Source organism: Sorangium sp. So ce367 (assembly GCF_051520455.1).
Lineage (GTDB): Bacteria > Myxococcota_A > Polyangia > Polyangiales > Polyangiaceae > Sorangium > Sorangium cellulosum_B.
In genome coordinates this window covers 9,871,068-9,890,989 of record NZ_CP150334.1, presented here as the reverse complement: position 1 = coordinate 9,890,989, position 19,922 = coordinate 9,871,068, and the positions used below count along the sequence as shown (strand labels likewise).

Sequence of the window (19,922 nt, the reverse complement as noted above, 5' to 3'; positions counted from 1 at the left end):
GCGCGCCAAGGGCACCCCTTACGGCCAGGCATCGTTTTGCGTGTGATTTTCAGGGGCGGCCGTCGCTCATCGCCTCAACGGAGCTCGCGCAGCGCTGCGATGAGCTCGGCCAGCGACGTCGCGTCGCTCCGATCGAGCGCCCCCGAGCCCGCGGCGAGCGCCTCGGCGAGCGCGCGCGAGCCCCCGGCCTCTGGCGCGGCGGCGGCGACGGCCGACTCGGCGCGCGCTATCTCCGTCACGAGCGCGCCGATCGCCGCCGGGTCGATCTCCGCCGCCCTCGCCGTCGCGGAGAGCGCGCCCGCGGCGCTCTCGACCTGCTCGACAGAGGCGCGCGCCGAAGCGTGGAGCTCTGCCAGGCGCAGCCGCTCGAGCAGCGCGCCGTAGGCCGACTCCATCGCGGCGAGCTCGCGCAACGCGAGCGCCGCCGGGCCCTCCGCTCCCTCTGGGCCGGTCGCGCCGTCTTCACCGGGCGCGCCGGGCGCGCCCGGCGCGCGCCGCTCCGCGATCTCCACGACCTCGGCGCGCGCAGCCCGCACCTCGCCGAGGAACGCCTCGATCGACGCCGCCGCCGGCGCGAGCGCGCCCGCGCCCAGGGTCGCGAGCGCCTGCGTCGCCTCGCGCGGCCGCCGCCGCAGCAGCCGTCGGAGCGGCGCGTTGCACGCGATCCGCAGCGCCGCGGCCTCCGCGGCGGCGAGCACCCGTTGGCCCATCGACAGCTTCAGCGCGGCCTCGTCGCACGCGCGCGCGAGGTCCTCGGCGAGCGCGCTCGCCTCCGGTCGCTCCTCCGACTGCGGCCCGTCCTGCGCGCCGGCGCGCTTCGCCTCGAGCGCGGCGCGCGCGCCGGCCAGCGAGCCCACCGCGGCGCGCAGCCGCGCGACGGCGTCGTCGGCCGCCGCCGTCTCGGCGGCGAGGTCGTCTCCCTCGGCGTACGCGCGCTGGCTCGCCGCGAGCAGCCGGCGCCGCTCGTCGCCGGCCCGCAGCGCCGCGGCGCTCCGGCGGGCCCGCGCCGCCCCGAGCGCCGCCGCGGCGCGCGCGCCGAAGGTCCACGCGCACGCCGCGGTCGCCCCGATCGCGGCCGCGGCGGCGATCCCCACGGCGGCCGTCGGGACGGTCGCGCCCGCGCCCGCGCCCACGCGCAGCCCGACCATCCCGGCCGCGAGCGCGCAGGCCGCCGCGCCCGTGCCGACCGCGCGCGCGCCGCGCCGGCGCGGCGCGGCCTCGAGCGCCGTCACGCCGAGGTAGGCCACCGAGCCGAGCGCCACGAGCAGCAGGACGAGCGCCAGCGGCGACGTCAGCGTGACGAGGAGCCAGCCGAGCAGCGAGACGTCGATCATGGCAGCGCGCCGCTCGCCAGCGCGACCTCCCGGTCCTTCGCGCCGATCGACCCCGGCGCGCTCGTCACCTGGAAGGACGCCCCGTCCCACACGATCGTCGTCACCACGAAGCGCACGTCCCTCCCCGGCGGATCGCTGCGGAACCGGACGCGCCACTCGAGGCGCGCGAGCTCCGAGGCGGGCAGCTGCACCGCCGCGAGCCCGACCGCCGGCGCGAAGGTGCCGTCGCCGAGCGCCGCGTCCACCTGGCCGTCCCGCGCCGCGAGGGCGAGCTCCGCGGCGTAGTCCTCCCAGAGCACGACGCGCAGCGCCCCGGGGCCGCTGAAGAGCTGGAGCTCCTTCAGCTTGCGGGCGAGGCTCTCGGCCTCGGCGCCGGCCGCGGGCGCCGCGCCGCCGCCCCCGGCGAGCAGCCGGCCGATGCGCGCCGCCGACAGGAGCCGCGCCCACGCGCGCGGATCGTCGGGCCCCGGCGTGCCCTCCGCGGCGGCGACCTTGCGCTGGATGCGGAGCGCCTCGTCGACGCGCCCGCTGCCGGCGGCCGCCGCGGCGAGCCGCAGCCAGCCCTGGGGCTCGGCCGGCGCGAGGTCCGTGAGCGTCGTGTACTGGCGGTACGCCGCCGCGTACCAGCCGTGCCGGAGGTAGACGTCGCCGAGCATGGCGCGCGACGCGGGGCTCGTCGGATCGAACTCGACGACCTCCGAGTACGTGCGCAGCGCGTCCGCCTCGAAGCCGCTCGACGCGAGCACGTCGCCGAGATCGAGCGCGAGCGCCGGGCTCATGAAGCCGCGATCGCGCAGCCGCCGCCCGTAGGCGAGCGCCTCGTCCTTCCGGCCCGCCTCCGCGAGCAGGCGCACCCGCCGGATCTCCCCCTCCGGATCGTCGGGCCGCTCGGTGAGCGCCTGCCGCACCAGCGCGAGCCGATCGTCCACCGCCGGGATCGCCGCGAGCCGCTCGTCGAGGAGCGCCCAGCTCGCCCTGGGATCGACGCCCCCGAAGAGCGTGCGCCGCACCGCCGCCGAGATCGCGGGGTCCACGCTCCGCCTGAGGAGCGCGTGCGCGATGAACCGCTGCGCCTCGGGCTCGCCGGCGAACCGGGCGAGCAGCGCCTCGGCGCCGCCCTCGGTGGACACCCTCGCCTGGAGGAGCGAGAGGAGCGCGGCCCTCGATCGCCAGTCCGGCAGCTCGCAGGTCGTGAGCGCGCCCTCGTAGCGCGCGATGAGCTGCTCCGCCGTCGTGGCGCGGGCGAGGCGCTTCGACCAGACGACGATGCGCTCGGCGAGCGGCCGCCGCGCGGTGTCGCTGCACGGCGCCATCGCGACCTGCGGGCGCCTCGGCGACGGGGAGGTCCGGGAAGCGGGGCGCACTGCCGCGGGCGCTGTCTTGCGGGCCTTCTCCAGGCGCGGGATGGCGTCGAACGGCGCGATCGCACCGCCGCCGCCCGCCGCGCGCTTGACGCCGGTCGAGCCGATCGTGACGAGCTCGGACGGCTCGCCGGCTGCCGGTGCGCTCATGGGCGCAGCCAGCCGGCGGGGGGCGGCCGGCTGGTTCGCCGCGGCCTCCTGCTTCTGCAGCAGGGGCTCTTGCTCCGCCTCCTCGGCCGGGCGCGCCGCCTCGGGCGCGGGGGGCGGGACCGCCAGCGTGGCGCTGGGCGCGGCGACATCTCCCTTGAGGCCCTGGTCCCGCTCGTTGCCCTGCTCCGCGATCGCCGGCGCCATCGCCGGCGCTGCCGCCTGCGCCCTCGCGCCGTGGCCGCCTTCCTTCGCCGGGCTCTCCTCGTAGGCCGCGCTCGGCTCGCTCCTCCCGCACCCGGCGGCGACGGCCGCGGAGGGCGGCGCGAGCAGCGCCGCGAGCTCGCGCTCCCGCTGGGGCGTGAGCGCCGTCAGCCGCTCGCCCCGGAGCGGCGAGCGCCGCCGACGGATCCCCTGGTTCACGTAGGCCTGCTCGCTCTCGAGCGCCAGCGTGCTCGTGAACGGCGTGATCAGCCCGTAGTCGAGCCCGAGCTCGACCACCTTGCCCCGGTGCGCCTCGATGTCGTCGCCGTCCGCGAGCAGCCGCCGCATCTTCTCGGCCGCCCAGAAGCGCGGCACCAGGGCCGCGCCGACGCCCCGATCGAGCTCGATGGGGTGCTCGCGGGTGTACTCCTTCCCCGCGAGCCGCCCCTTCACGATCGCCTTCGTGGGCAGCGCGTGGTGCGTGCGCGCGAGCAGCACCACCTCCTCGCCGCGCGACACCTTGCCGCTCGCGGTGAGCATCGGCTCGTCGAGCCCTGCGCCGAGGTCGATCGCGAGATCGGTGATGGTCGGCGTCTTGATCGCGCCGGCGAGGCGCAGCACCTCGGACGTCGAGCCCTCGGCCTCGTCGATCCGGAACGCCTGTCCTCCCCCGGCGCGCGCGAGCTCGCGGAGCAGCGCGTGGTTCGAGTTCTCGCCGACGCCGACGGTGAAGAAGCGCGCGCGCGAGCCCGTGAGCGAGCGCCGGAGCCGCTCCGCGAGGCGCGCGCCCGTCACCTCGCCGCTCGTCGCGAGCCCGTCGCCGATGTAGATGACCGCCGGCTGTTCCTTGCCGTGCACCCGCCCGAGCGCCGACTCGAACAGCGCGCCGAGGTCGGTCGCGCCCCCCGTCGCGTGCTCGGCCAGCCGCGTGAGCGCGGCGGAGATCTCCTTGTCCGACGCCTCGGCCAGCCCGTCCTTCGGGTGAAGGACCGCCGGCGCCGAGTCGAGCGCGATCAGCGCGAAGTGGTCCGACGGCGACATCGCCCGCAGGATCGCCTCGGCGGCCGCCGCCTTCTGCTGGCGCGCCGACTCGTCGGCCGACGCCGACGTGTCCACCACGACGACCAGGTCGGCGGGCAGCTCCTTCAGCTCGGCCCAGTCCACGTCGGGCACGTACCTGGCCATCACGTAGTCCGCGCGGTCCTCGCCCGCGGCGAAGCGCGACACCCGCAGCGGCGTCGCCTTGGTCTTGACGGAGGCCTCGAGCTGGAAGTCCGCGCGCGGCTCGTAGCCGCTCCGCCGCATGCTCACCCGCCGCCCGCCGTCCTCGATCACCGCGTCGGCCAGCGTCGCGATCTCCAGCCCCTGGCCGGCCTGGCCGAGATCCACGGAGAGGGAGAACTCGCCGATCTGCACGGGATCGCTCGCGCGCATCGGGTAAACGTAAGCAAGCTTACCTGACGGTGCGCTGAGCATCTCCACGTAGCGCAGCACGACGCGCCGGGAGCCGCTGGCGGGCACGGGGAAGATGCGGGCGCGGTAGCTGTGCCCGTCGACCCACTCGAGCAGGGCCGGCTCGTGGCCGGTCTGCACGGCGGTCTGGTACCGCTGCGCCGCTTCCTTCCGCTCGATGACCTCGCCCTCGACGAGCACGCCGTTGGTCTCCACGGCGAACGAGCTCACGATCGCCCGCTCGGGCACGGTGAACCAGTACCAGCCCTCGACCTGGCGTCCGCCCGGGTTCGAGAAGGTCTGGTCCACCTCGGTCTCGGCGATGCCGTCGCGCAGGACGGCCCGCACGGCTTGCCGGCTGATCTCGAGCGTGCGCGCCTGCGTCCCGGGGGCGCCCTGCAGGTCGACGCCGTAGATCCGGCCGGATCCGCTGCCTTCGCCTGCGAGCGGCCGGTGGTCGCCCATGCCTCCGGTCCAGTCCTCCCAGTAGGCGAGCGGCGCGACCTTGGGCGCGGCGCCGCCGGCGACCGTCGCCTGCTCCCCTGCGTGCACCTCGACGCGCCCGCCGGGGGCCGCGACGACGGCGAGCCCGCGCGCCACGTACACGCTCACGGCGTCGCCCGAGCGCCTCATCGACAGGCCGGCGTCGGCGGCCGAGACGTTGACGTCCCCGAGCGTGTGCGAGAGCCCGCTGCGCCCTTCGGGCGGCGCGTCGAGCCAGACCTCGCCCTGGGCGATCGAGAGCCCCTCTGCGCGGAGCGCGATCTCCGAGTCTGCGCGGAGGAACACCGCCGAGCCGTCGGCGAGCCGGACGAGCGCCCGCGCGCCCTTTCCGGTCGCGAGCTTCGCCCCGACCGGGACCGGGATCCCGGACACCACGGTCGACTTCCTTTCGCCCTGAGCGTTCGCCGCGAGCGTGACCTCCCCCGAGGACAGCTCGAGCCGCGCGCCGATGGCGCTGGTCTTCTCGGGCTTCGTCTCGTGGGTCAAGACGAGCGCGGTCACGCTGGCGGCGAGCGCGAGCGCCCCGAGCGCGAGCCGGAAGCGCAGGCCCCGCCTGCGCCGCGCAAGCTCGGCCCCCGCCCTTGCTGCGCCCTCTTCTGCCGGCGTCTCGGCCGGCTCTACCTGTTCGTGCGACGACATCCAAGACCTCCTCGCCGCGGTGGCCCTCGCCCCCGGGAGCCCTGCGCGGGGCCGCATGCAGACGTCTCATGCCCCCCGGCGATCTACGAAGCGATCGCGCTGGTCATCGTAACGGGAAAGCGCGGAGGAAGCGTAGCCCCAAGCCGGAGCGGGACGGCGAGGGGCGCGCATCCGGCTGCCGCCTGCTGTGGGGACGATCTGCGAGCCGCACAGACGCCAAGAGAAGAAGAATTAAACGCAAAGGCGCAAAGGCGCAAAGAGAAGAGAGAAAAGCTCGTGAAGGCGCCAGGAGGAGATTGCAGCGCCCGCGCTCCAAGGGAACGATGGAGAAAATATTCTCTCTTGTCTTTTGGCGTCTTTGCGCCTTTGCGTCTTTGCGTTCAACTCTTCCTCTCCCTCCGACAGGCGCTTCAGACTGCCTCGCGCCCTGTGGTGCAGGTGCGGCGAGCGCTTTCAGAGGGCCAGGGCTCTCTCTATCTTCATGAAACAGGTCGCCTGGGCAGCGTGAAAATCCGCGACGTGACTCGCCTCGCCCAACCGCGGGTCCGGGTCGCCCAAACCTGGGTTGGGGCGGGGGACCCCGCGCGCGGGGCGCGTTGTGATCTGCATGGAAGCTCTCTATGCTCTGTCCATGCAATGGACACATCGATTGCTTGTGATTTCCGTCGTGAGCTGTCTCGGCTGTGAAACGAGCGGCCCCGAGGAAGGCGTCAGCGCCGGCGGCACGGATGTTCCGGACGTCTCGGGCGGCACTGGAGGCTGGGATGACGCCCGGGACCCGGACTTTGGCGCCGGGATCATCCCTTCGGAGGGAGAGTTCGATCCCATCCCGCTCGAGGGCCTCACGCCCTGCGCAGAGCGTCCGGTGTTTTGCGAAGCTGGAGGCACCTCTGAAGACGTTGCGACGGAGCGCCTGCTGGAGATCGGCGAGGATTGCGTCATCGCCACGAACTTTCCGTGCGGCGCTGGGTTAGCGGCCAAGTTCGATGAGATGGGCTGTGCGGTAGGGATACAGGATCCTGACATCGACGCGAGAGCAATGTCCTGCGTCATCGAGGCCGTCACGGCGGAGCGATGGGCTTGCGCCACGGGCATGATCGTGCGCGCGGGCGCCTGGACTTGTGAATGACCGGCGCTCGCCTCGACTCGCCACCCAGGGCCGCCAACGCCCAAGAGCGGGGTTAAGCAAGCCGAGCCGCCACGGTGATCCGGACGCATGATCCGGGATGGCTCACCCGCAACGTGGAAATCTTGCTGCGCTACGCCGTTCCGGACGCTGAGCGGGCACGCTGCCGCCACGATGGCCGACCGGGCGATGCAGAACAGCAGGGCGGCCTTCTTGATATCGCTCGCGCTGGCGGCCGTCGCCGCCTGCGGAGACGACGGCAGCGGAGAGGCGAGCGCCTCGACGACATCTTCCGCGAGCTCGGGCACAAGCGCGAGCGCCGGGACCGGCGGCGGCTCGACCGGCGAGGGCGGCGCGACCGACGGCGGTGGCGGCAGCGGCGGCGCAACGGACGGCAGCAGCGGCGTGACAGGTGGCGGCGGCGCTGGCGGCGTGGGCGGGTCGGCCGGCGGCGGCGGCGGCGCGGCGGTGGAACTCCTGGATCAGCTGCGCGCGCTCGACGTCGCCGAGGTCACGGAAGAGGCGTCCACGATCCCCGGCTATCGGTTCTTCGTCATCGAGATTGAACAGCCTGTCGATCACGATGCCCCGGGTGGCGAGCGCTTCCGGCAGCGGCTCGCGCTGCACCACCGCGACTCGAGCGCGCCGCTCGTGCTCGCCGCGACCGGCTACTCGTTGTTTCTCCCCGAGCAGTACATCGAAGAGCCCACCGCGCTCTTGAACGCAAACCAGATCTACATCGAGCACCGGTTCTTCACGCCGTCACGCCCGGAGCCGGCGGATTGGACGAAGATGACGATCGAAGCGGCGGCCGCCGATCACCACCGCGTCGTCGAAGCGTTCCGCACGATCTACACCGGGAGATGGATCTCCACGGGGGCGAGCAAGGGGGGAATGACCTCCATCTACCATCGTCGTTTCTACCCGGATGACGTCGACGGCACGGTGGCCTACGTGACTCCGCTCAGCCACGGCGTGGAGGATCCACGCTATATCGATTTCCTGAGCCAGGTCGGCGAGGCCGATTGCCGCGAGCGCATTACCGCGTTCCGGCGCGAGGTGCTGCTCCGGCGCCCGGCCATGCTCGAGCGCGCGGAGACGGAAGCGGGCGCGCTGGGCTTGACGTACGACCTGTTCGGCGTGGAGGCGCAGCTCGAGAGCGCTGTGATATGGCTCCCATTCTACTTCTGGCTCTACTCGCTCGAGGCCACCTGCGACCAGATCCCGGATGTGTCGGCGTCCGACGACGACCTGTGGCTGGCCCTCGGCCTGATCTCTCCCGTGAGCGCCGGCGCCGATGCTGCGTACCTCGCCTTCGAGCCGTATTACTGGCAATGCTACACAGAGCTCGGCGCCCCCTTGCCCGACACCGCTGATATCGCTGACCTGCTCACGTTCGACTGGGGGTCGGTCGACCGCCTGCCGAGCATCCCCATCGAGCCGGAGTTCTCGCCTGCCGCGATGGAGGACGTCGCGCGCTGGGTCGCCACCGAAGGCAGCGAGCTCCTGTTCATCTACGGCGAAAACGACCCCTGGTCTGCCGGGGCCTTCGAGCTCGGCGCGGCGGTGGACTCGTATCGTTATTTCGCGCCGGGCGCCAACCACGGCGCGCACATCGGCGGCCTCGCCCCGGCCGACAGGGAAGCCGCGGTGGCGACGCTCGCGCGGTGGGCGGGTGTGCCACGGTCGCTCGTGACAGCGCAGCCCTTGCGCGCAGGCCTCCCTCGCTCTCCGCGCATGCTGCGCCCGCGATTCGCTCTCTGATCTCTTTGACCCCGGGTTAACCTCGACCGATGACCACCGCGGACCACGGGGAGCACATCCTGGCGATGCGGCCGCAGCAATGAGCGAGGACGCTCCCGGGGCGGCTTCGCCCGAGCGACTTTGCAAGGTCGAGGTGCAGGACGCCCGCCGCGACAAGCGCCTCCTCGGGTCCGTGGTCGTCGCATCGCTCGTCGGCACGTTCGCCGCTCCGTGGGGGCTGGCCGTGCTCGGGATGGAGAGGGCCTCGCTCTTCGCCGCGCTGATCGGCCTTGGCAGCTACTTCGCCAGCGCGCTGTCGTTCGCCGGCGCGGACCGCGGACCGGGCGAGCGCCGCCTCCGCGACGGCCGCGTGAAGATCGAGGGCGAGCGCCTGCTGATCGCGGAGGGAGCGAAGGAGAGCCGTCTGCCGCTCGCGCGCCTCGCCGGCGGCTGGACGGAGCGGACGCCGAACGGCCACGCCGCGGTGCTGTCGTTCTCGGATGGGCGCGTCGCCGCCGTCGAGCAAGCCTCGGAGGAGGAGGCGATCGACCTCCTGTCGCGGGCCGGGGCTGGGGCGCAGGCGCGCGCGGTGCGGATGCGCACGTACCGCGAGGACTCCAGCGGTCGCAAGATCGCCGGCTGTCTCCTGGCCTTCTTCGTCCTGATCCTCGCCCCGGGTGCGCTGGTGATGCTGATCCTGCTGTTCACGGCCATCGCAAAGTGGTCCATCGCGCCCCTCGCTCCGATGGTGGCAATGGGCGGGCTCGCGCCGCTCCTGGGCGTCGCGGCCTGGCTCTGGTCCAAGGTGACGCCGAGCTGGGTGCATATCGGCACCGACGGCGTGATGGTCAAGAGCGCGTTCCGGCGGCGGTTCCTCCCGCACAGGGCCATCGTCCAGGTCGCTCTCACCTACGGGGGAGTTGGCGGCGCCTATCATTTCGTGAAGATCGGCCTGCGACACGGCGAGTCGATCACCGTCCCGGCGGCCAGCCCCGCCGAGGCCACGGCGCTGATCGAGCGTATTCAGGCCGCACAGGCCGCCGTCGCGATGCAGGATCGGGCGCGGCTGCTGGAGGTCATCGCGCGCAATGGCCGGCCGCTCACCGAGTGGAAGAAAGCGCTGGGGTCGCTGGTGGCCAGGACAGGATACCGGACGGCGGGGAACGACCTCGAAGAGGTGCTGCGCATCGTCGAGGACGGTTCTGCGCCGCCGGAGCAGCGCGTCGCTGCGGCGCTCGCGGCGCGCCCGCACGGGGGCGAAGCGGTGGAGAAGCGGATCCGCGTCGCCGCCGAGGCGAGCGCCGAGCCGAAGCTGAGGCTGGCGCTGGAGAAGGTGTCCGCGGGGGAGGACGAGGATGATTTGCTGGAGGAGATCGGCGTCGGCGACGCCCGGAGGGCTGCGGGATGAGCGGTGCTATGAAGAAGAGAAGAATTGAACGCAAAGGCGCAAAGGCGCAAAGACGCCAAGAGAGGAGAGAAAAGCTCGTGACGGCGCCAGGAGAAGATTGCAGCGCCGGTGCTCCAAGGGAGCGAAGGAGGAGATATTCCCTCTTGCCTTTTTGCGTCTTTGCGTCTTTGCGCCTTTGCGTTCAATTCTCCCTCCCCATCCGACCGGCGCTTCAGGCCACCTCGCGCTCCCCGGGTCAGGCGCGGCGAGCGCTTTCCTAGGGCCAGGGCCCTCTCTATATCTTCATGGAACAGGCCGCCTGGGCAGGGTGAAAGTCCGCGCGATGCGCGAACGGCGGTCTCTGTGGGGCTATCCATCATAGGAGGGGGCGATGGCAGGATTGCTTCCGGAGTTCCGGAGGTTCATCGACTACGTGTCTCTTGTCGCCTGGAGGCGGGGGCCGCGCCGGGAGCTGCCGAGCGACAGGTTCCTCGCCGAGGTGGTGAGGACGGTCGACGGCGACACGCTCCGCGTGCGCGACGAGAACGGCGTGATCCATCCTGTCCGTATGCTCTCCATCGATACGCCGGAGACGCACTTCCTCGGCGCCTCGCAAGGTTACTGGGCCGAGCTGGCCGCCGAGCGGCTCTCCGAGCTGCTCCCCGACGGCGCCGAGGTCGAGATCCAGACGGACCAACAGCCGTTCGACGCCTACGGTCGCGTCCTCGGATACGTCCTGTCGCGCGGTCGGCTCATCAACCGGCAGATGCTGGAGGAGGGCCTTGCGACGACCTACATCGTCGCCCCGAACCTCCGTCATGCCCGGGAGCTCTCCGAGGCCGCGCGGCGGAGCTTCGCCGAGCGCCGCGGCATGTTCGGCGACGCCAGCGTCCTGCTCCCGTACGAGTTCCGGTGGAGGATGCGAGGCCAGTCGAGCGCGAAGCTCGTCGGCAGCCTTTCCCGAGGCGACGTGGTCGATCTGGCGGAGCGGGAGCGGGTCCCCGTCTGGGATCGGGTGTTCTTCTTCGACGCGAAGGACGTCAGGGCGCCGTTCTTCCGCGCCAGGCCGGAGCGGGACGAACAGGGCCGCTGAACGGACCGCCGCCGGGCGCGCGCGCTCGCGCCCCGGTCGCGCACGCGGCGCGGCGCGGCGCAAGCCATGATGCCACGGATCGTGGCAGTTTGCCTCGCGCCGCCCGCACATCGGCTGGACGGAGCCGCGCTCGTGAGCTCCGCGGGCACGGCGACCCGCGATGGCGCGAGGCGTGCTCGTTCGCCGATCCGAGCGAGGAGGCACGATCTCCCGCGCAAATTGCCCCGCTCCGCGCCTGATCAGGAACGGAGCGCACAGCGGGCGCGCCCCTGGCACAGGAGTCGCCTGCGGGCGGAACTGCCCACGGCACCTCGGCTGTGTGCCCGGCGAGCCGCCATTCGTGTGCACCGGGCGGGAGCTCCGCGCGCCGGGAGGCGGGGCGCTCGGCCAGCCATTTCTGACGACGTACCCCTCGTGAAGGAGCCGCTCGTATGCCTGTGAAGAGAATGGATATCACGTGCGTGGTCGCGTGCACTGCCGCGCTCTCGCTCGGCCTCGTGAACTGCGCCTCGACGCCGGGGGCGGTACATCTGGCACCTGACAGCACGCGCGGCACGCCGCCGGGGACGCCCGAGGCGGTCGCGCCCACGGGCCCGAGGGCGCCCATGAACGCGTATCCGCCGCCCGGCCCCGCCACGCCCCGCACGAGCTACCTGCCGGTCGACGACAAGGAGCCGTTCGCCGCGCTGGTCGCCCGGATGAAGGCCGACAAACCCGCGGTGATGAAGCGCCACCAGACGCTGCTCGACGCGCGGTACGACCTGGCGAACCGCCCCGCGCCCGGGGTCACCATGTCGCGCGGAAAGCCCGTCCAGGGCGGTGTCCGTGTGAAGCTCGAGAAGGGGACGACGTGGGAATCGCTGGCCGCGCTCACGCCCGACGCCATCCGGGACCAGGGCCTCTGGCCGCAGGGCTTCCTGCCGCTGCCCCACCCGAACCAGCCGGAAGGCGGGATGCTCTTCCCGAAGCTCCAGATCGAGGAGCTGAAGCGGCAGGAAGGGCGCGACCTCACGCGCTTCGATCTCGACTTCGACCTGCCGGACCACCTCATCTCCGAGTTCCCGGCGCCGATCTACCTCACCACGCGGCCTGACCTGGGTGACGTCTCCAGGGGGCAGCTCGTCACCATCGCCAACTTCCACGAGCTCTTCAACGGCATCTTGACGCCGAAGCAGCTCGAGGGGCTCCGGCTCCTCGTCACCCCGTTCCCGCAGATGCAGTTCAACGCGACCTCGGACCGGCGCTCGGAGAGGGCGAGCCTCGGGGTCGCCTGCTTCGACTGCCACGCGAACGGGCACACGAACAACGCGACCCACCTCGTGGGCGACACCCGCCCGCAGGAGTTCCGCCACCGGGTCGACACCCCGACCCTGCGCGGCGTGAACATCCAGCGCCTCTTCGGCTCGCAGCGCGCGCTCAAGACCGTCGAGGACTTCACCGAGTTCGAGCAGCGAGGGGCGTACTTCGACGGCGACATCGTCATCGCCGTGAAGAAGGGGATCAACATCCTGGACCGCGGGCACCAGGTCCACGCGATGTCCGAGTTCCAGGAGATCCTCGACTTCCCCCCGGCGCCGAAGCTCGCGTTGAACGGGCGCCTCGACCCCGCGAAGGCCACGCCGGAGGAGCTCCGCGGAGAGCAGATCTTCAACGGCAAGGGCCAGTGCGCGACGTGCCATGCAGCGCCGTACTACACGGACAACCTGATGCACAACCTGAGGGCGGAGCGCTTCTTCAAGCCCGTGCTCATCAACGGCCGGATGGCCACCGCGGACGGCCCCATCAAGACCTTCCCGCTGCGCGGCATCAAGGACAGCCCACCGTACCTGCACGACGGGCGCCTGCTCACGCTGGAGGACACCGTGGAGTTCTTCAACCTCGTGCTCGGCACGAAGCTGACAGCGCAGGAGAAGGCCGATCTCACGGCGTTCCTGCGGGTGCTCTAGAAAGGCTGCGGCTACCGCCGCTCGCGGGGGCCTTTTCCCGACGGCGCGCCGCAGGAGAGGCGCGCCGATCGGCCCCGCGGACGCCATCTCCCCGTACACCGCGTCCACCATGAGCTCGAGCAGCTCCTCCTTGGTGTCCAGGTAGCCGTAGAGGCGCATCGGGCAGGCGTCGAGCGATGCCCCGATCTTGCGCAGGGACACGGCGGCGAGGCCTTCCGCGTCGGCGAGCGCGATGGCCGCGCGCACGATCCGGTCTCTGCTCAGCGGCCCTGGAGCGGGACGGAGCGCCGGCTCCGGGCGGTCCCAGATGAGGGAGGCGCCGGTCGCGTGCGGTTTTTTCTGCCGTGCGGTCATCGCTCGTCTTGTTCGCATCGGCAGATGCCCTCGGGCGGGTGTCGTCCGCCGCGCGCCGCACTGGCGAGCCCGCCGCCCTCACGTAGGTGGTCATCGCCAGCCAGGTCGACCGACGAGGATGCTCACGATCGATTGAACCGGAGGACCGGGCACGCAGACGGCCGACCGCTCACTTCACATAGAAGGCTCGCACCGGCGCAGCTACGCCCTTCAGCCGGAGCTCGCCAGCGGCTTCCAGCGGTACGGCGCCGTCCAGCAGCTTCGCCGTGCTCTCGCCGATGAGGATACGGCCCGGCTCACTCGCCGTCTCGAGCCGCGCGGCGATGTTCACGGCAGGTCCGATGACGGTGTAGTCCGAGCGCGCCAGCGACCCGAAATTGCCCACGACAGCCTCACCCGTGTTGATGCCGGCGCGGGCGACGAGGCGAACACCGTCACCCACGCTCGGCAGCGTGGCCTGAAGGTCGCGCGCGAGCGCGACGCAGCGACGCGCCTGCTCGGCCGGGTCGAGGGCATCGGGGGCTCCGAACACGATCATGACGGCGTCCCCGACGAACTTGTCGACCGTGGCTCCGTGCGCGTGCGCCACGTCGGCCGCCGTCGACAGGTACCGGTTAAGCAGCCGCCCGACGGCCTCGGCGCCGAGCCTCTCCGACAGCGATGTGAACCCCACGAGGTCGGTGAACATCACGGTCACCACCCGCCGCTCGGGCTCGGCGTCCATCCGCAGCTCTCCGTGCGCGGCGCGCTCGACGAGCGACGGCGGCAGGTAGCGTCGGAGGACGGACTCCGTGAGGTAGCGGTGGAGCTTGGCCGTTTGGTTCACTGCGTAGTTCGACGCAAAGAAGACCAGGAAGATGCCGGCAGCCATGTTGGCCATCACGGTCGCCGCGGCCGCGGGCTCGGCATAGAAGAGGTGTGGAGAAGATGGGCTGAACAATGGATGCGGCCGGATCACGCCGGTGAGCTCGAGGGTGCCCACGCCACAGTACAGACAGGAGCCGAGGACCGCAGCGAAGAGGCCGAACCGAAAGTCGAGGAAGATCCGGTACAGCGCGACGAACATGACGATGTACAGGGCCGACGGTGACACCAGCGTTCCGGTGGCATGCATGGCCAGCTGGTTCGACGCGAGCTCGGCGGTCAGCGTGACATACGTCAGCGCGCGAGCGATGATCGAGGTGTCCCGCCCTCCGCCCCGCGTGACCGCCAACAAGGCCCCGTTCGCGACGATGGAGACCGCCAGCATGGCGAGCCAGGCGGCCACCACGAAGCGTGCGTGCACAGGGTGAGGCGCGCGCTCCGCGAATGTCGATAACGCCAGTCCCGCCGGCACCAGGATGGGTGCAGCGACGAGGAACTTCACGCCAGCGGCGGTCCGGATCCGCTGGCGCGTGGCGCGCTGCGCGCCCGTATCCGTCAGGAATTCGCGAAAGAACACGCGCACGGACGCGCCGAGATGGCCGGCCCCGCCGTGCTCCTGCATCTCACCGACCGAGGCGCGCACCGGGCGAGCGTACACATCGCGCGCCGGCGCACGCAAGCGTGGTCGTCAATCGGCCGCTGCCGCGCCGTGCTCCGCGCGCGGGACGGAACGCTCGTGGTGTCGGGCAATCGCGCCCCGCGCGCCCCGAGCGGGTCGGCGGTCTCTCGATCGGGCTGGCGCCCGGATCACCTCAGGTAGTCGGAGATCGCGTCGTACCAGCGGCCCGCCATCCGGGCGTAACCAGCCTTGTTGGGATGGACCCCGTCGCCGAGCTCGGACGTGGGGAAGTCCTTGAACTGATCGACGAAGACGACGTGCGCGCCCTTGCTGGCGCGCGCCTCGACCAGCGCGGGGATCTTCGCGTTGTACGTGCTCACCGCGTTCGCGCCGTTCGGGAGAGGAATGATGTTGCTCACGACGATCAGCGCGTCGGGCGCCTCGGCGATCAGCTCGTCGATGAGGGCGCCCAGGCGGGTGTCGGCGCCGTTCGGCTCTCGATACATGTCGTTGGTGCCGGCGTGGAGCAGCACGATGTGCGGCATCTCCCGGAGCCCCGGGGTCGGTATACGATTGGCGATCTGCTGGATGGTCTCTCCGCTGATGCCCTCGTGATTGCGGGGGAACGGCTTGCCATCGACCATCGCGGGGCCGTTCATCTGCTGCGTGCCCGTGAAGGTGACCTCGTGGCCGTCTTGCGTGGCAAGGTGGAAGAGCTCGACCCGGTACCCGCCGTCGAAGCCGAGACCGAAGGTGATCGAGTCCCCGAGGGGCAGGATCTTGCAGGCGCCCGTCGCAGGGCAAGGCTGGAACCCTGTGTCGGGAGAGCCGCCACTGCCGCTCGATGCTTCCGCTGAGCTGCTGCTGCTGCTCGCGCCCCCATCCCCTCCGGCGCTGCTCGAGCTGCTGGAAGAAGCGCCACCGCCCGAGCCGCTGGTGGCCGTCGTGCTGCTCGCTCCGCTCGTGGTCGAGGAGACTCCCGAGCCCTCACCCGCGCTCGTCGTCTGGGCGTCGCCGGAGGAAGAAGCCCCTCCTCCGGAGCCGCCCGAGCCGTCGGACGACCCATCGGAAGCGCTGGAGCAGGCCATGGAACTGACCAGGAGAAGGCCCACGAGCGGAATCCCGCGGGCAAAGGTGCCGAATGCGCCACGGCGGACGAGCAGCGAAGAGGTCGAGGTAGACATGTGAGCCCCGCTCTCGGTCAGCGACCGAAGAAAATTGTGTTGTAAGCAGAGGGGGGCGGGCGCTCGGCGCAATGCCACACCACCCGCACAGCCTCTGCGAGGAAGTGAAGGGAAGGGTACGTGGCGCTCGCAGAGAGGTCGTTCAAATTCCCGGCGAAGGTTTTCAGGATCCCGACGCGCGGGACCCGATCCACCCGGCGCCAGCGAGCAGAGATGTGTGTGCGCTCACATGCCCAGCGCACGAGGGGCTTGACCCCCCTGTTCCTCGACGCCGACGATGCTCCGGGGCGACCCCAGGCATGACCGCGGAGTATTCAGCAAAGTACGGCGCGGCGCTCACCGGATCGGACTGGGTGGGGCTGCCCCTCCGGATCGGGTATGTGCCCGAGAGCGGCCGGCTCGAGGGGCTCGAGGCGCAGAGCGACGCGGTCCTGGTGTGGACGGGAGGCCCCTCGCAGGTCGACATTCGCTTCGCGGAGCCGACCTCGGGCGAGGTCCGGGAGCATTCCTTCGAGCGGCTCTCGGGAATGATGGACCTCCTGCCGCGGAGGACCAGGCTGTACAGCGTCGAGTGGCTGGGGCGGCCCTCCGTATGCACGTCGGTGAACTTCCCCGAAGCATCCATGTTGGCGCTCTGCGCGTCTCCGTCCGGCGTGCTGGTCCCGGAGCGGGAGCCGCGGTTCGGTCTGGTCGACGCCCATGTCGTCGACCTGGTCCGTCGCCTGCAGGCGCAGGCCGAGGGGCAGGAGTACTTCGGGGCCGTCTACGTGCAGTCGCTCTGCCTGGCGCTGGCTTCCTACCTATCGGCGCGGTACGGAGCGGGATCCGGGGCGGAGATCTCGCTGCGCAACGCGAGCCTCTCGAGGAGCCAGCGAACCCAGATCGAAAAATTCGTGGACAGCGAGCTCTCCTCGAACTTCGGGCTCGTCGACCTGGCGGGGCTGGTGGGCTACTCGCCCGACCATTTCTCGCGCCTGTTCAAGAGCGCCTTTCACCAGACTCCCCACCAGTACGTCATTTCGCGCCGCATCGAGAAGGCGATGACCATGCTCCAGGACGAGCGGCTGTCCATCGCGGAGATCGCGCTGGAGTGTGGCTTCTCCAATCAGGGGCACCTCACGACGGCGTTCAAGCGCCGCACGGGGACGACGCCGGGCGCCTATCGGAAGAAGTGAGCGCCCGGTCAGGCTTCCTGGGCGCAGGCGATCCCTTCGCGCCGAGCAGGGCCTGGCGCTCCGGCGCGCGCCGGGGGGCCGCGCCGTCGGCGATCTGCATGAGCGGCCGCGCGCGGGCTCCGCGATCACTGGACCAGCGGGGCCGGCGGGCCCTCGGCTTCTTCCTGGGATCCATCGGGCGTCAGGCCCGGATCGACCGGCGCCACCGGGCTTCGCAGGGCGAGCTGCCGCTGCAGCAGCTGCTTGGTCCGCAGGACGCCCGACACCGAGCGGATGAGGCTCCGGTGATCCGCGCCGAAGTCGATCCGCGGCACCGAGAACGGCGCGTCCGCGGAGCTACGGAATCCGCTGACCGTCGCATGGTCGCCAGGCCAGTTGGTCACGGCTCCCAGGAAGCCGAGCCGGCGAAGCGTCGCGCACTCGCGAGGACCGAAGTCCGTCCCCACGTGCCCGTTCGGATAACCGAAGATGGGGACCGGGCGCCTGGCCTCCGCGCGCAGGCGCGCCCAGGACACGTGGATCTCGTGCTTTGATTGCGCGTCGCTCGTCCTGGAGAGCACCGGATGGGTGACCGTGTGCGGACCGAACGTGATGCCGCGCGCCTCGCACGCGCGGACGTCATCCCATGACATGGGCGCGTACCGCGCGGGAGGGCGCGCCGGGAGATCGACCTCGGCCGCGTCGGCGAGCCGCTGGATGGCGCGGAGCTTCTCGGTCTCGGGCACGCGCTTGCAGCGCTCCATGAAGCGCCGCGCGAGCTGCGCCCGCGGGACGCCGTCGTGCAGGCGGATGACGTGGTGGATGCCGCCCACCATCACGCTGAGCTCGCGGCGCCGCGTCGTCTCGAACACGTGCTCCACGCGGTGCCACCAGCACCACAGATGGCCGTCCAGATAGCCGCTCACCACGAAGATGGTGGCCGGGCAATCGAACTCCGCGAAGATCGGCGCGGCGACCGTCGCCTGGTCGATCGTGCCGTCATCCATCGTGAACGCGACGGCCCGGTCGATGGGCGGCTCCTCGCCCGCGAGGCCCCGGAACACCCGCTCGAGCGACACGAGCGGATACCGCTCGCGTCGCAGGAACTGCAGCGCGCGCCGGAGGGCGCGCGGATCGAGGCCCTCGATCCCGCGATCTGGGTCGGCGAGCCGATGCATCACGATGATGGTCGAATGGCCGTGCATCATCGGTGTGAATGGCCGGGTCGCCCAGGGCGAGGCCAGGAGATCGGAGAGCCATCGCATTGCGTTCGACATGAGTCGTCCCCCCTCGAGAGCGTTTGAAAGCAGCAGCGTTCGGCGACGGCGGCGCTCCGCCGCCCGATCAGCTCGCGAGCGGCGCTGGCGAGCGCGACGACGGGTGATCGCCGAGAGCTCGCCCGCCGTCGCGGTGCGGGGCGGCGGTGGTTGCGCGCGGCGCCGGGTCCGCGCCCCAGATCCGGGCGAGCAGGGCGCTCGGGCGGACAGCGGCGGCGCGCCGCGAATGCCGCAGGAGCAGCAGCGCGTACAGCTCCATGTAGCGCTCGGCCATCCGGATGGCGGAGTAGCGCCGGAGCGCGAGCATCCGGCCGCTCCGGCCCATCTGCGCGGCGCGGGCGGGATTGGCGTGGAGCTCCGAGAGCCTCGCGGCGAGCGGCGCTGCCTCGTCGGACGGCACGAGGAAGCCTGTCTCCCCGTGGACGAGCACGGTGGACACGCCGCCCACGTCGGTCGCAACGACCGGAAGCCCAGCGGCCATCGCCTCGAGGAGCGCGAGCGGCAGGCCCTCGGAGAGGGACGGCAGCGCGAACACGTCGAGCGCGGCGAGGAGCGCCGGCACGTCGTGGCGCTCCCCGGCGAACAGCACGCGCTCGGACACCCCGAGCTCGCGCGCGAGGGCGTCGAGCCGCCCTCGCTCGGCGCCCTCGCCGACGAGGAGCACCCTTCCGTTCCGGGGCAGCGACGTCGCGGCGGCGCGCACGAGCAACGCGTGGTTCTTCACGGGAGAGAGGCGCCCCACGCTCCCGACGACCCAGGCGTCTCGTGGAATCGCGAGCTCGGCCCGCACCCGCACCCTCGCCGCCGGATCCGGCGCGAACCGCGATAGATCGATGCCGTTCACGACGACATGCAGCTTCGGCGGGTCGACCTCGCGCCGGCCGAGGACGACCGCCGCGGTCGGCTGCGACACCGCGACATGGGCATCGACGAACGCGGACGCGGCGCGGCGCAGCCAGCTCCGTCCTTGCATGTCCTGAGATACGCCGTGCTTCGTGTGGATGACGGGGACCCGGTGCAGCCATCCGGCGGGCGCCGCGTAGATGAGCGAAAGGTGGTTGTGCGCGTGGACGAGCGTGACGCCCTTCGTCGCGAACAGCGCGGCGAGGCGGGCGGTGAGCGTCGCGTCGAACCCCGGGCATTTCGGCGCGAGGTGCACCTCGACCCCGCGCCGCCGGAGCTGCTCGGCGCGCGGGCCGTCCGGATCCTCGGCGATCGCGACCGCCAGCACGTCATGACCCGCGGCGCGCTGGGACGCGGCGAGATCGACGACCACCTGCTCGGCGCCGCCGGTCTGGAAGCTGCTCACCACGTGCGCGATGGCGAGCCGCCGGGAGGCCCGTGAATCCTTGAGATCACGAGCCTCGATACCGCAATCGGTCCGTACCACCATACCCCTCTCCCCCCATCGAGTAGACTGTCGATCTCTCGACTCGACCGCTCATCGAGCGCCAGGCATGCCTCGCCGTCCTCCCGTCGCGCCGTGTTTCTCCGGTACGGAACACATCGTCCAGGGCATCGCCAGAGCGAAACC

12 protein-coding genes and 1 pseudogene are annotated in these 19,922 nt (G+C 71.7%); 6 read left to right on the top strand and 7 right to left on the bottom strand.

Annotated features, from left to right (window positions below; translation table 11 throughout):
- Nucleotides 1–74 precede the first annotated feature (74 nt).
- A complete protein-coding gene (locus tag WME97_RS37470) occupies nucleotides 75–1,334 on the bottom strand; it encodes a hypothetical protein (protein ID WP_437544888.1) in 1,260 nt (419 codons plus the stop codon).
- Complete coding sequence (locus WME97_RS37465) at nucleotides 1,331–5,641, bottom strand: VIT domain-containing protein (protein ID WP_437544887.1); 4,311 nt, start codon at nucleotides 5,639–5,641, stop codon at nucleotides 1,331–1,333. Before WME97_RS37465 ends, WME97_RS37470 begins: the two co-directional genes overlap by 4 nt.
- Nucleotides 5,642–6,272: 631 nt before the next feature.
- Here WME97_RS37465 and WME97_RS37460 point away from each other — a divergent pair.
- The 5 genes from WME97_RS37460 (at nucleotide 6,273) to WME97_RS37440 (ending at nucleotide 12,936) form a co-directional block, all read left to right on the top strand.
- Nucleotides 6,273–6,770: a hypothetical protein gene (locus WME97_RS37460; RefSeq protein ID WP_437544886.1), complete on the top strand. Its 498-nt coding sequence runs from the start codon at nucleotides 6,273–6,275 to the stop codon at nucleotides 6,768–6,770.
- Between the two features lie 171 nt (nucleotides 6,771–6,941).
- Nucleotides 6,942–8,531 carry a S28 family serine protease gene (locus WME97_RS37455; RefSeq protein ID WP_437544885.1) on the top strand — a complete coding sequence of 530 codons (1,590 nt, stop codon included), beginning with the start codon at nucleotides 6,942–6,944 and terminating at the stop codon, nucleotides 8,529–8,531.
- 79 nt (nucleotides 8,532–8,610) lie between these two features.
- Nucleotides 8,611–9,918: a hypothetical protein gene (locus WME97_RS37450; protein WP_437544884.1), complete on the top strand. Its 1,308-nt coding sequence runs from the start codon at nucleotides 8,611–8,613 to the stop codon at nucleotides 9,916–9,918.
- A gap of 370 nt (nucleotides 9,919–10,288) precedes the next feature.
- Nucleotides 10,289–10,990, top strand: a complete 702-nt coding sequence (locus WME97_RS37445) for a thermonuclease family protein (protein WP_437544883.1) — start codon at nucleotides 10,289–10,291, stop codon at nucleotides 10,988–10,990.
- Between the two features lie 605 nt (nucleotides 10,991–11,595).
- Nucleotides 11,596–12,936: a cytochrome B6 gene (locus WME97_RS37440; protein ID WP_437555567.1), complete on the top strand. Its 1,341-nt coding sequence runs from the start codon at nucleotides 11,596–11,598 to the stop codon at nucleotides 12,934–12,936.
- Between the two features lie 48 nt (nucleotides 12,937–12,984).
- Here the strand turns inward: WME97_RS37440 and WME97_RS37435 are convergent.
- From WME97_RS37435 to WME97_RS37425, 3 genes and pseudogenes are all read right to left on the bottom strand, one after another.
- Nucleotides 12,985–13,308, bottom strand: a pseudogene (locus WME97_RS37435) (TetR/AcrR family transcriptional regulator); the annotation flags it as partial.
- Nucleotides 13,309–13,459: 151 nt separating this feature from the next.
- Nucleotides 13,460–14,797 carry an adenylate/guanylate cyclase domain-containing protein gene (locus tag WME97_RS37430; RefSeq protein WP_437544882.1) on the bottom strand — a complete coding sequence of 446 codons (1,338 nt, stop codon included), beginning with the start codon at nucleotides 14,795–14,797 and terminating at the stop codon, nucleotides 13,460–13,462.
- A 164-nt stretch (nucleotides 14,798–14,961) separates the two neighbouring features.
- Entirely contained in the window at nucleotides 14,962–15,861 is a 900-nt protein-coding gene (locus WME97_RS37425) for an SGNH/GDSL hydrolase family protein (protein ID WP_437544881.1), read from the bottom strand.
- Between the two features lie 395 nt (nucleotides 15,862–16,256).
- Between WME97_RS37425 and WME97_RS37420 the strand changes: the two genes are divergently transcribed.
- The gene (locus WME97_RS37420; RefSeq protein ID WP_437544880.1) at nucleotides 16,257–17,132 is read left to right on the top strand and encodes a helix-turn-helix domain-containing protein; all 876 of its coding nucleotides are present in this window, start codon (nucleotides 16,257–16,259) and stop codon (nucleotides 17,130–17,132) included.
- Between the two features lie 125 nt (nucleotides 17,133–17,257).
- On the opposite strand, the gene WME97_RS37415 is transcribed toward WME97_RS37420, so the two are convergent.
- Nucleotides 17,258–18,388, bottom strand: coding sequence for a polysaccharide deacetylase family protein (locus WME97_RS37415; protein WP_437544879.1), 1,131 nt, complete (start codon nucleotides 18,386–18,388; stop codon nucleotides 17,258–17,260).
- Between the two features lie 67 nt (nucleotides 18,389–18,455).
- Nucleotides 18,456–19,781 carry a glycosyltransferase gene (locus WME97_RS37410; RefSeq protein WP_437544878.1) on the bottom strand — a complete coding sequence of 442 codons (1,326 nt, stop codon included), beginning with the start codon at nucleotides 19,779–19,781 and terminating at the stop codon, nucleotides 18,456–18,458.
- Between the last annotated feature and the right edge of the window lie 141 nt (nucleotides 19,782–19,922).

Coding starts and splice junctions, on each gene's coding strand:
- WME97_RS37470 (WP_437544888.1), bottom strand. CDS start 1,334: ATGATCGACGTCTCGCTGCTCGGCTGGCTCCTCGTCACGCTGACGTCG.
- WME97_RS37465 (WP_437544887.1), bottom strand. CDS start 5,641: ATGTCGTCGCACGAACAGGTAGAGCCGGCCGAGACGCCGGCAGAAGAG.
- WME97_RS37460 (WP_437544886.1), top strand. CDS start 6,273: ATGCAATGGACACATCGATTGCTTGTGATTTCCGTCGTGAGCTGTCTC.
- WME97_RS37455 (WP_437544885.1), top strand. CDS start 6,942: ATGGCCGACCGGGCGATGCAGAACAGCAGGGCGGCCTTCTTGATATCG.
- WME97_RS37450 (WP_437544884.1), top strand. CDS start 8,611: ATGAGCGAGGACGCTCCCGGGGCGGCTTCGCCCGAGCGACTTTGCAAG.
- WME97_RS37445 (WP_437544883.1), top strand. CDS start 10,289: ATGGCAGGATTGCTTCCGGAGTTCCGGAGGTTCATCGACTACGTGTCT.
- WME97_RS37440 (WP_437555567.1), top strand. CDS start 11,596: ATGAACGCGTATCCGCCGCCCGGCCCCGCCACGCCCCGCACGAGCTAC.
- WME97_RS37425 (WP_437544881.1), bottom strand. CDS start 15,861: ATGGCCTGCTCCAGCGCTTCCGATGGGTCGTCCGACGGCTCGGGCGGC.
- WME97_RS37420 (WP_437544880.1), top strand. CDS start 16,257: ATGACCGCGGAGTATTCAGCAAAGTACGGCGCGGCGCTCACCGGATCG.
- WME97_RS37415 (WP_437544879.1), bottom strand. CDS start 18,388: ATGTCGAACGCAATGCGATGGCTCTCCGATCTCCTGGCCTCGCCCTGG.
- WME97_RS37410 (WP_437544878.1), bottom strand. CDS start 19,781: ATGGTGGTACGGACCGATTGCGGTATCGAGGCTCGTGATCTCAAGGAT.